This window comes from Streptomyces milbemycinicus (assembly GCF_002154605.1).
GTDB lineage: Bacteria > Actinomycetota > Actinomycetes > Streptomycetales > Streptomycetaceae > Streptomyces > Streptomyces milbemycinicus.
Genome location: NZ_MUNE01000175.1, coordinates 1 through 11128, shown reverse-complemented (window position 1 = coordinate 11128; position 11128 = coordinate 1). Strand labels below are relative to the sequence as shown.

The window sequence follows — 11128 nt, the reverse complement described above, 5'->3', positions numbered from 1 at the left end:
CCTTGCTGACGATGGCGAGGCCGAGGCCCGAACCGCCTGCCTCGCCATCGTCAGCAAGGTCATCACCGCACACGGTGGCACCTCCTACGCCGGCCAGGACCCCACACCGGATGACGGCGGCCTCGGCGGAGCGCGCCTGGTCGTCCGCCTACCGGCCGTGACCTCCTCCAGCTGATCCGCCGGGCCTACGGCGCCAGGGATTTCCGACTCGCTCAGCGCACACCCGCTGTCGCTGTACCACTTCTCCGAGATGCAGAACCGGCACTTCTCACACCGGAAGCCGATCGAACCCGCCCGAGAACCGGGCCGACCGAGAGGACCACGAAGGCGAGCTGAGGGCATTAACGCGGCTCGGTCCGGGTCTGTGCGATGTGCCCGTTGAGGTGCAAGTCTTCGGCGGCGTCCACGCCCGTCGCGGCCGAGAGTGCGAGACAGCACAGCAGCGCGGCAGCGACGGCGCATGTCCAGCCGCGGCGCCAGGTCGGCTGTGCGGTGTCGTCGGTCTGGAGGAGAGCCATACCGTGGGCACGGCACTCGGCAGGCCCCTGCGGCTCCGCCGCACCGCCGCACCGCCGCACCGCCGCACCGCCGCACCGCCGCACCGCCGCACCGCCGCACCGCCGCACCGCCGCAAAGGAGGACGTCCCCGACCGCGTGGCCGCTCTACTCGAAGCCGTCGGGCTGCCCGGCGACTTCGCCCGCCGCTATTCGCACCAGCTGTCCGGCGGTCGGCGTCAGCGCACCTCGATCCCGCGTGCCCTCGCTGCAGAGCCGGACCTGCTCCTGTGCGACGAGATCACCTCCGCACTGGATCCCGAAATCACCGACGCCATCATGGATCTGCTCACCCGTCTGCAAGCGGAGAAAGGACTCACGCTCGTTCGCGTCGCCAACGAGCTCGACCTCGTGACCGCCTGTGCTCGCACCACCCACCACATCGAGGACGGTCAGGTTCGCCCAGCCGTCCAGATGCCCGCCAGCGCTGCTCCCCTCGAGCATGGGTGTTCGCCCGCCGAATAGAACTCTGGTACGAGGCCCCGGCGCGGACGTCAGGTGCCCCGCGACCCAGGACGGAACAGACGATGCCGAGCGATGAGTTCGACGGTCACAGCAACGGCAATGGCCTGCACCGCCATCAGGGCGATCAGGACAAACAGCTGAACGGCCCCGGCCATAAGCGGACTCGCCCCGCCCAGGAGCATGCCCACGAATGCCCCGGAGAGCGTCACCAGCCCGACTGTGCGCGTCTGGTCCAGCCCCGGCAGCAACGCGTCGGACGCGACCGGCCGTGCAATCTCCATTCGCGCATCCCGGTCGAGGAGCCCCAGAGCCATCGCCGCCTCGACCTCACCCCGGCGAAGTTCCAGCTCGTCCAGGGCGCGTCGGCCCGCCAGCACCGTTACCGTCAGGGCGCCGCCGATGAGGATGCCGCTGATGGGGATAAGCGCAAGGCCCTTCGCGGGAACCAGTCCCGTCAGCAGCAGCGCAGCCACCGTGGGGACGACGCCGGCGGCGATCGGTGCGGCGGTCAACCACCAGGTGCGGTTGCTGGTCAGCCGTCGGCCCGCCGTGCGCACAGCGACGCTGAACATCACGACCAGGAACGCTGCCAGACCCGCCAAGTTGGTGACCGCCCAGGTGATGACCACGGACACAGCGGCGAGCTGCGCTGCCGCACGCACGCCTGCAACCACGATCTCCCGCGGACGGTTGGCGGAGTGATTGGGGGACAGACGAAACCAGTAGGCAACCCCCGCGGCCACGGCCAGCAGCACTACCAACAGCACGCCAAGGGTGAGGTTGACCGGCAGTAGGGATCTTGCGCTCAGCGTCACGTGGCTCACCGTAAATGCCGCTAGCAGCGCACGACAGCCCGTCACGCGTTCCGCATGCCCCCGTCGACCACCCGGTGTAGCCAACCCGGGTCCGACGAGCCGTCCGCCTCGGGGTCCATACGCAGCCGGATCTGGAATCACATAATTTCATTTATCGGCGCATACCCTTTGCGGGACTTATTGTCTTCACCCACTATCACGATCGCTCGGGCGAAAGCATGGACGACGCCGCAGGACGGTGCTCGACACGAGACGCCCCGCGTGTTCGGGGCTCTCAGGACCGGGAGGGGGGACCATGATCACGTGTTTGCTTCCTTGCTTCCCGGCTTCCGGGAGCTTCGCACGCCCCTGGCGGCTGGCTACCTCTATCTGCTCTCATTGTTTCTTTTCGTGGCTGACCACATCCCTACGAAGTCAGAAGTCCAAGCCCCGCTGGACCGGCTCTATGACATTGCGTCATCATCCAACTCCGACATGTCCCTGAGGTGGCCCAGGGCGAAGACGCACAGCTGCTGAAAGAACTGGAGTTAGAAGCCGGGGGCTGCTTTGGCGGAGTTGGCTAGGTCATCTGTGAAAACGCTCGACGACTACGTTAAGGACCGACTGCGTCTGCACGGACCCACGCGGTCAGAAGAGCGTCATGGAGCCTTTGGTCCGCTGCTCCTGGATCTGCCTCAGCTGCGTACCCGCCTGTACGCAGCGAACAAGGACATGTACGGCGACTACGACCGTCTGGCTGCCGAGGCTGATCTCAAGGTGAACGTGGGACAGCTCGTCATCAAGGCCATCGCTGAGCAACCTGGCGCGACCGGGCTAAGGGGCCTGGACGTCACCCGTTGGACGAGGGATACGGCGGCTGCTCGCAGGGGAATGATGGGAAGCGCGCGTGCGGCGGCTCCCCCTCTCGGTCTGCTTCAACCGCGTCGGCCAGGTGTGCCACCTCACCATCCGAACGCTGGACATGACCTGACGTGGCCCCGGACCACCCCGTAGGCTTGCGTGCGCAGCTGGTTCGCCCCGTCCGCCAGGCGGGATGCGTCGTAAGAGGGAACCCGGTGGGAATCCGGGACTGCCCCGCAGCGGTGAGCGGGAACGACCGCCGTCATACGCACTGGGCCCGTCAAGGGTCTGGGAAGCGACGGCCAGTAGGTGTCTCGTACGACGAGACGTGCCCGTGAGTCCGAAGACCTGCCCGTTGCCCGTGCGCGAACGACTCGTGCGCGGACATCCCGGTGACCTCGAGGGCGGGTCGGCGACCATACCAGCCGGACGACAGCGCATGGCCGTGCGAGATCGTTCCGGTCCGGTTCCGTCACCCTTCGCGCTCTCGTCCCGTTGCCGGGATCTCAGGGATTCATCTCGCGAAGGAGATCTCCGTGACCACCAAGCCCGCAGCCGCGGCAGCACGGGCCACCGTGTACGGCTACCCCCGGCAGGGACAGAACCGGGAGCTGAAGAAGGCGATCGAGGGCTACTGGAAGGGGCGCGTCACCGCCGACGCCCTCCGCTCCACCGCCGCCGACCTGCGCGCCGCGAACTGGCGGCAACTCGCCGAGGCCGGCATCGACGAGGTCCCGACCGGTGACTTCTCGTACTACGACCACGTGCTGGACACCACCGTCATGGTCGGGGCGATCCCCACGAGCCACCAGGACGCCGTGGCCGCCGACCCGCTCGACGGCTACTTCGCCATGGCGCGCGGCACTAAGGACGTGGCGCCGCTGGAGATGACCAAGTGGTTCGACACCAACTACCACTATCTGGTGCCCGAGTTGGGCCCGCACACGGTGTTCTCGGCGGACTCCGCCAAGCAGGTGGCCGAGTGTCAGGAGGCGGTCGCCCTCGGGCTGGCGGCCCGCCCCGTGCTGGTCGGCCCCGTGACGTACCTGCTGCTGGCCAAGCCCACGCCCGGCGCGCCCGCCGACTTCGAACCGCTCACCCTCCTCGACCGGCTGCTGCCCGTCTACGCCGACGTCCTCGCCGACCTGCGCGCGGCCGGCGCCGAGTGGGTGCAGCTCGACGAGCCGGCCCTCGTCCAGGACCGCAGCCTGGCGGAGTTGAACGTCGCCGCCCGCGCCTACCGCGATCTCGGCGCCCTGACCGACCGCCCGAAGCTGCTGGTCGCCTCGTACTTCGACCGGCTCGGCGAGGCCCTGCCCGTCCTGGCCAAGGCTCCGGTCGACGGGCTCGCGCTGGACTTCACCGGGGCCGCCGCGGGGAATCTGGACGCGCTGGCCGCCGTCGGCGGGCTGCCCGGCAAGCGCCTGGTGGCCGGTGTCGTGGACGGGCGCAACATCTGGGTCAACGACCTGGAGAAGTCCCTGTCCACGCTGGGCACCCTGCTCGGGCTGGCCGACCGGGTCGACGTGTCCGCCTCCTGCTCCCTGCTGCACGTCCCTCTCGACACGGCCGTCGAGCGGGACATCGACCCGCAGATTCTGCGCTGGCTCGCCTTCGCCCGGCAGAAGGCCGGTGAGATCGTCACCCTCGCCAAGGGCCTGACACACGGCACCGGCGCCATCACGGCCGAACTGACCGCGAACAGGGCCGACCTGGCCTCACGCGCACACTCCCCGATCACCCGCGACCCCGCCGTCCGCGCCCGCACCGCCGCCGTCACCGAGGTCGACGCCCGACGCTCCCAGCCGTACGCCGCACGGGCCACCGCCCAGCGCGCCCACCTCGGCCTGCCCCCGCTGCCGACGACGACCATCGGCTCCTTCCCGCAGACCGACGAGATGCGCACCGCCCGCGCCGCCCTGCGCGCGGGGCGGCTCGACGCGGCCGGCTACGAGGAGCGCGTCAAGGCGGAGATCCAGGAGGTGATCTCCTTCCAGGAGAAGGCCGGTCTGGACGTCCTGGTGCACGGCGAGGCCGAACGCAACGACATGGTCCAGTACTTCGCCGAACAGCTCACCGGCTACCTGGCCACCCAGCACGGCTGGGTCCAGTCCTACGGCACCCGCTATGTCCGCCCGCCGGTCCTCGCCGGCGACATCTCCCGCCCCGAGCCGATGACCGTGCACTGGACCGCATACGCCCAGTCGCTCACCCCGCGACCGGTCAAGGGCATGCTCACCGGCCCCGTCACCATGCTCGCCTGGTCCTTCGTCCGCGACGACCAGCCCCTGGGCGAAACCGCCCGCCAGGTCGCCCTCGCCCTGCGCGACGAGGTCGACGACCTGGAGACAGCCGGGACTTCGGTGATCCAGGTCGACGAGCCCGCCCTGCGCGAGACGCTGCCCCTGCGCGCCGCCGACCACGCCGCGTATCTGGCCTGGGCCACCGAGGCATTCCGGCTGACCACCAGCGGGGTCCGGCCGGACACCCAGATCCACACCCACATGTGCTACGCCGAGTTCGGCGACATCGTCCAGGCCATCGACGACCTCGACGCCGACGTCATCAGCCTGGAGGCCGCCCGCTCCCATATGCAGGTCGCCCGCGAACTCGCCGCCCACGGCTACCCGCGCGAAGCCGGACCCGGCGTGTACGACATCCACTCACCCCGCGTACCGAGCGCCGAGGAGACGGCCGAACTGCTGCGCACCGGGCTCAAAGCGATCCCCGCCGAACGACTGTGGGTCAACCCCGACTGCGGCCTGAAGACCCGCAGCTGGCCCGAGACCCGCGCCTCCCTGGAGAACCTGGTCGCCGCCGCCCGCACGGTCCGGGGTGAACTGTCCGCGCCCTGACGCGGATTCCCTGGAGGGGCCGGGGCGTCTCGCGCGCCCCGGCCCCGACGCGGACGAGCCGTGCGACCGCGCCAGAGGCGGGGAGGCAGCCGGGCGCTCTACTGACCCCGCCGCGTGCGCCACGTCGTGCTTCCGTCTCCGGTCAGCGGCGTCCGGACGCGGCTGTTGGCGGGGCGGCGAACCGTACCGGGGCGCGGAAGCGGGCGCGGCGGGCAGCGCGGCGGAAGGTGGTCAGCACGGCCGGGCCGGCCAGCATCACGCATACGAAGTTGGTGACGGCACGACCGGTGTCCCAGCCGAGGGACGTGGCGAGGTCGAAGGCGATGTAACGCTGCCACTGCTCGGTGAAGGGCAGGCCGGGCAGGTAGGCGATGGAACTGTCGGGATCGAGGGAGAACGGCCAGAAGGAGAGGTTGAGGAGGAAGCCGAAGAGGAAGCCGGAGAGGGACCCGTAGACGGCGAGCAGCAGCACCTCTCGTCGGCCGCTCGCCCGGGGGAGGAAACCCGCGAGCATCCCGACGAAGGCACAGCCGAACATCTGGTACGGCATCCACGGTCCGACCCCTCCGGTGATGAGCGCGGAGGCGAACAGCGAGGTGCAGCCGAGGGTGAAGCCGAAGCCGGGTCCGTAGACGCGCCCGGCCAGGACCAGGATGAAGAAGACGGTCTCGATGCCGGCGGTTCCGGCGCCGAGGGGGCGCAGGGCCGCGTTGACGGCGGACAGGACGCCGAGCATGGCGAGTGCCTTGGAGTCGATGCCGCCCTCGGCGATCTCGGAGAGGACCACGCACAGGACGAGCAGGAGCAGGACGCCGAAGATGAGCGTGGGTGCGTAGTTCGAGCCGAAGGTTCCCGGTGCGACGACGAACGGCCAGAAGAAGGCGACCAGTCCGAGGAATGCGGCCATGGTCATGACGATGCCCACGCGTGGGGTGAGCCGGATGGCTGTGGCCACGCGCGAAGTCATGGTTTCTTCCCTTCGTCGCTTCCGGCCGTTGCCGTCAGCGCGCTGGTGACCTGGTCGACCGTGAGGTAGGGCAGCGGTGCGAGGACCTTGGCCGTCTGAGGAGCGAAGGCGGGTGAGGAGACGATGACTTCGGCTGTGAGGCCGTGGGCGACGATGTCTCCCTCTGCCATGACGACCACGCGGTCTGCGGCGCGGGCGGCGAACTCGACGTCGTGGGTGGAGATGACGACCGCCCGGCCTTCCGCGGCGAGCGCGTGCACGATGCCGATCAGTTCGGTCTTCGCGCGGTAGTCCAGGCCGCGGGTCGGTTCGTCCAAGAGGACGACGCGGGGCGCGGCCGAGAGCTGAATGGCGAGGACGAGGGCGAGCTTCTGCCCCTCCGACAGATCGCGCGGGTGGGTGGCGTCGTCAATACCGGGCGCGAGGCGGTCCAGGACGGCCCGAGCCCGCACTGCGGCGCCCGACTCGGTGTCCGCTTGGTCGAGTTCCTGCTTGACGCTCTCCAGGTACAGCAGGTCGGCCGGGGTCTGCGGGACGAGGCCGACGAGGCGGCGGGCCCGGGCTGCGGGCACGGCGTGCGGGTCTGTGCCGCTTTGGCTGTCGTGTACCTTCACGGTGCCTGCGCGGCGGGGGCCGGAGCCCTGGAGGGCCCACAGCAGGGAGGACTTGCCGGAACCGTTGCGGCCCATCAGCGCCGTCACCTCGCCCGCATGCAGGTCGAGGTCGACCTCCCGCACGGCGGGGACACCCCGGTAGGTGACCGTAATACCTTGGGCGGTCAGCAGCCGTGGCCGGTCGCCGGCCGGGAGCGGCCGTACGGGGCCGGGCGGGTGGTCGGCCAGGCGGGAGCGCAGGGGCGCGGCGGCGCGACGGGCGTCGCGGATGGACAGCGGCAGCGGAGACCAGCCCGCGGCGCGTCCCAGTTCCACGATCGGGGGCGCGATCGTGGACGTGCGGAGGATGTCGGAGGGCGGGCCGATGCGAGCGTGGCCGTCGCCGGGGAGGTGGATGACGCGGTCGGCGTACTGGACGACACGTTCGAGGCGGTGCTCGGCCATGAGGACGGTGACGCCGAGGTCGTGGACGAGCCGGGTGACGGCGGCGAGGACTTCTTCGGCCGCCGTCGGGTCGAGGGCGGAGGTGGGTTCGTCGAGGACCAGGACTCGGGGGTGGGCGGTGAGGACGGATCCGATGGCGACGCGCTGCTGCTGGCCGCCGGAGAGCTCGTGCAGGGCGCGGTGGCGCAGGTCGGCGAGGCCGAGCAGGTCGAGGGTCTCCTCGACGCGTTTGCGCATGGTCGCCGGGGGGATCGCCAGCTGCTCCATGGCGTAGGCGAGTTCTTCCTCGACGGTGTCCGTGACGAAGCCGTCGATGGGGTCCTGGCCGACCACGCCGACGACGTCGGCGAGCTCGCGGGGCGGATGGTGGGCGGTGTCGCGGCCGTCGACGGTGACGCGGCCGTACAGCGTGCCCCCGGTGAAGTGCGGCACGAGCCCGTTCACGGCGCCGAGGAGGGTGGACTTGCCGACGCCGGTGTGGCCGATGACGAGGCAGAGTTCGCCTTCCTCCACCGTGAGGTCGAGGTCGCGCAGGGCGGGTTCGGGTGCGTCGTCGTAGTGGACGGTGACCTGGTCGAAGGTGATCACGGCGCGTCGGCTCTCTGGACGGGGCTGGGCGGTGGGGCGAGGAAGCCGGCCGTTCCGGCGAGCAGAATCGCGGCGGTCGGCACCAGGGGGAGGTCGGGCCAGGTCAGCGGGTAGAAGGTGGGGTTGAGCTGGGCGGGGTCGTAGCCGAGGTTGCTGAACAGCAGGACGGCGGACACGACGCCGCTGCCAGCCACGGCCCACTCCGGCAGGCGCCACGGGTCGGGGCGGTAGGTGGTCCGGGTGATGCGCCGCCCGCCCAGCCGCAGGCCCGCCACGCACAGCGCGGTCCCCAGTCCCATCGCGGGCAGGCCGAGGAAGGTGGGCGCGGTGGCGTCGAGCAGCCCGTACGCTCCGGTGCACAGTCCGCACATGCCCAGCAGCATCAGCGCGCCCGTGGCCCGGCGGGAGCGGCGGGTCGCGGTGCCCGCCCGGCCGTAGCCGCGGGAGTCCATCGCTGCCGCCAGCCGCAGTGAGCGTTCCAGGGCATCCTCCAGGACCGGGACCACGATGCCGCGCAGCGCCTTCAGCCCCTGTGTGCGTCCGGCTCGCAGTTTCCGTGCGCGGGCGACGCGTTGCACGCTTTGGACGAGCTGCGGCGCCACGCTGATGGCGACGGTGACGGCGACGCCGAGTTCGTACAGGGCGCCGGGGAGCACCCGCAGGGCGCGCTTGGGGTTGGCGAGGGTGTTGGCCGCGCCGATGCAGCACAGCATGCACGCCAGCCGCAGCCCGTCGGTCGCCGCCGAGAGCACTGCCTCCAGCGAGACAGGCCCGCCGATCTGGATGCCCGCGTACCAGTCGGGCGTGGGGATGTGCGGGAGGGAGAAGAGGAAGTGGTCGCGTGGGGTGGTGCCGGTGGCGAACACGGCGCGGAAGACGACCCGGATCGCCACGACCGTCAGGGCCAGGTACAGGTAGTACTTGAAACCTCGCGCCCAGGGTGCCTCCGTGCGCCGTGCGGTGACGACGTAGCCGAGGACGGCGAGTACGAGGAACAGCAGCAGCGGGTTGTTCGTGCGGCTGACGGCGGTGGCCAGGGCGAGTGCCCACACCCACCAGGCCACCGGGTGCAGGATGCGTGGCAGGCGACGGCCGCCCCGGTCCCGCGATGGCGCGGACGGGACGGCGGACGCCTCCACGGTCGTACGGGCCACCGCGGTCACTCGGTACGGCGGCGTCGGCGCGCCACGAACGCCGCCGCGCCGCCGATCGCCAGGACGAGCGCCGCGCCGGTGACCACGGGCACGATCGATCCGGAGTCGTGCCGGGCGTCGGCGGCCGGTGCGGCGTCGACCACTTTGGTGCCGGAGCTGGGCGCCGCGACGGCCGAGGGGTTCGCGGTGGCACCGGCCGCCGGGCTGGGTGTCGGGGTCGGTTTCCTATGCGCGCTCTTGCTCGGCTTGGGCTTCTTCGGCTCGGGCGCGGCGGACGTGGGCGGCTCGCTGGTCCGCTGCTCGGGCGCCGGGCCGGTGTCGACGTCCGGCGGCAGCGCGGACGCCTTGTCGCTGGACGGGGGCTTGCCCACGTCACCTTGCGGCCGGGTGTTGTGGGCGCGCAGCTGATCAGGGGTGACGGTGGGCCGTCCCTCTGTGCCCTCGATATTGGTGCCGCCGAAGGTCCACAGATCGACGCTGCCGGGCTTGGGTTTGTAGAGCATGGCGCCCAGCTGGCTGTACTTCCAGTCGTTGTCCCCGGGGTCGGCGTGCCAGTACGACCAGTAGGCCGAGGCGGGCGGGGTGAGGACGCAGTCGTCCTGCGCCGGGGTCGGGTACTGCTTGCCGTTCTTGTAGCCGCTGTAGCCGATGCGGCAGATGAACGCCGGGCCGTCGTGCCCGGTGCCGGTGGTGCGCCAGCCGCCCTGGTTCAGCAGCTCGTAGCCGGTGGTGGGAGTCGTACCACAGGAGCGGTAGATCGGGCCACCCCAGTCGCTGAAGTCGACCGCGAGCACCACACCGGACGTGGTCGTACAGCGGCCCATCGGCTGGGGGGCGGCAGCGGCGGGCCCGGCGGTCGCGCCGAGGGCGGCGGCCGTCAGGCCGAGCGCCACCGCCGCACGGACCACCACGGCGAGAAGACGTGAGCGGATCATCGTCCGCCCTCCGTGTCCGCGCGGCGGCGCGCGACCAGTGCCGTGCGCCAGCCGGCGAGTACCAGGAGCGCGGCAATCGCCGCGAGCGCGCCGATCTGTACGCCGGTGGAGGCCAGGGCGCCACCGCCGTTGCCGCCACTGCCGCCGTCGGCAGTGTTCCCGCCGTCGCCGCCGCCCGTGTCGCCGGGGGTGACGATGTCCGGGGCGCTGCCGCTCGGGCTCGGCGTGGGCTGCGGCGACGTACCGCTCAAGCCGCGCTTCAGCTCGGCGAAGGAGATGCCGGTGGCCCCGCTCACGGCCTGGGTGGAGGCGCGCAGGTCGGAACCGCGCTGTCCTTCCTTTGCGACGTTGAAGCCACCGTCGGAGTTCTGCTGCGAGGCGAGGAACTTGCGCGCCTTGGCGATCTCCTCGACGTACCTGTCCTCGTCCAACGACAGGCCCTGTACCGCGAGGGCAGCCGAGTTGACGGAGTTGCCGGCCGCACCGGGGAAGCCGCCGTCGGGCAGCTGCTTGGAGGCGATCCACTTCAGGGCCTTGTCCACGGCCTTGTCCGCCTGGTCGCCGCCCACAAGGTCCAGGGTCATGGCGGCGATCGCGGTGGAGTCCACGTCGGAGTCGTTGGTGGAGGGGATCAGGCTCGGCCAGGCCCCGCTGCCTTGTTGGAGGTTCTCCAGGTAGGTGATCGGCTCCTTGGCCGCTGCCTTCTCTCCCGCGCGCAGTTGCGCCATGACGGCCAGGGAGTGCGCGAACACCGACGGGGCGTAGGTGTAGGCGCCCTTGGCGGCGCAGGAGCGGTCGGGTGCGGTGCTTGGCTTGGGGCATACGGCCTTGTCGAGCGCGGCGATGAGGTCGTGCCCGCCGAAGTCGCGGGGGTCGCGGCCGACGGCCTCGGCGAG

At 70.9% G+C, this 11128-nt stretch carries 9 protein-coding genes and 1 riboswitch; of the genes, 2 read left to right on the top strand and 7 right to left on the bottom strand.

Going from position 1 to position 11128, the window contains the following annotated elements; translation table 11 throughout:
• Positions 1 to 341 precede the first annotated feature (341 nt).
• Entirely contained in the window at positions 342 to 518 is a 177-nt protein-coding gene (locus CCN51_RS57365) for a hypothetical protein (RefSeq protein ID WP_245881627.1), read from the bottom strand.
• Between CCN51_RS57365 and CCN51_RS15595 the strand changes: the two genes are divergently transcribed.
• Complete coding sequence (locus CCN51_RS15595) at positions 493 to 1020, top strand: ATP-binding cassette domain-containing protein (RefSeq protein ID WP_245881626.1); 528 nt, start codon at positions 493 to 495, stop codon at positions 1018 to 1020. The two genes, CCN51_RS57365 and CCN51_RS15595, sit on opposite strands and share 26 nt — an antisense overlap.
• A 29-nt stretch (positions 1021 to 1049) precedes the next feature.
• Here CCN51_RS15595 and CCN51_RS15590 read toward each other — a convergent pair whose 3' ends face one another.
• Entirely contained in the window at positions 1050 to 1835 is a 786-nt protein-coding gene (locus tag CCN51_RS15590; RefSeq protein ID WP_014173869.1) for an ABC transporter permease, read from the bottom strand.
• Positions 1836 to 2826: 991 nt separating this feature from the next.
• Positions 2827 to 3045: riboswitch (cobalamin riboswitch) on the top strand.
• Positions 3046 to 3211: 166 nt separating this feature from the next.
• Here CCN51_RS15590 and metE point away from each other — a divergent pair.
• Complete coding sequence (metE, locus tag CCN51_RS15580) at positions 3212 to 5530, top strand: 5-methyltetrahydropteroyltriglutamate--homocysteine S-methyltransferase (protein WP_014173866.1); 2319 nt, start codon at positions 3212 to 3214, stop codon at positions 5528 to 5530.
• A 142-nt stretch (positions 5531 to 5672) separates the two neighbouring features.
• Here metE and CCN51_RS15575 read toward each other — a convergent pair whose 3' ends face one another.
• From CCN51_RS15575 to CCN51_RS15555, 5 genes are all read right to left on the bottom strand, one after another.
• The gene (locus CCN51_RS15575; RefSeq protein WP_043486192.1) at positions 5673 to 6497 is read right to left on the bottom strand and encodes an ECF transporter S component; all 825 of its coding nucleotides are present in this window, start codon (positions 6495 to 6497) and stop codon (positions 5673 to 5675) included.
• On the bottom strand, positions 6494 to 8143 hold the full coding sequence (locus tag CCN51_RS15570; protein WP_014173864.1) for an ABC transporter ATP-binding protein: 1650 nt from the start codon (positions 8141 to 8143) through the stop codon (positions 6494 to 6496). The genes CCN51_RS15575 and CCN51_RS15570 overlap by 4 nt, the downstream gene beginning before the upstream one ends.
• Positions 8140 to 9306: an energy-coupling factor transporter transmembrane component T gene (locus CCN51_RS15565; protein ID WP_014173863.1), complete on the bottom strand. Its 1167-nt coding sequence runs from the start codon at positions 9304 to 9306 to the stop codon at positions 8140 to 8142. The genes CCN51_RS15570 and CCN51_RS15565 overlap by 4 nt, the downstream gene beginning before the upstream one ends.
• Positions 9303 to 10232 carry a hypothetical protein gene (locus CCN51_RS15560; protein WP_014173862.1) on the bottom strand — a complete coding sequence of 310 codons (930 nt, stop codon included), beginning with the start codon at positions 10230 to 10232 and terminating at the stop codon, positions 9303 to 9305. The genes CCN51_RS15565 and CCN51_RS15560 overlap by 4 nt, the downstream gene beginning before the upstream one ends.
• On the bottom strand, positions 10229 to 11128 hold a 900-nt coding region (locus CCN51_RS15555), incomplete at its 5' end, for a prenyltransferase/squalene oxidase repeat-containing protein (protein ID WP_281262463.1). The genes CCN51_RS15555 and CCN51_RS15560, both read right to left, overlap by 4 nt.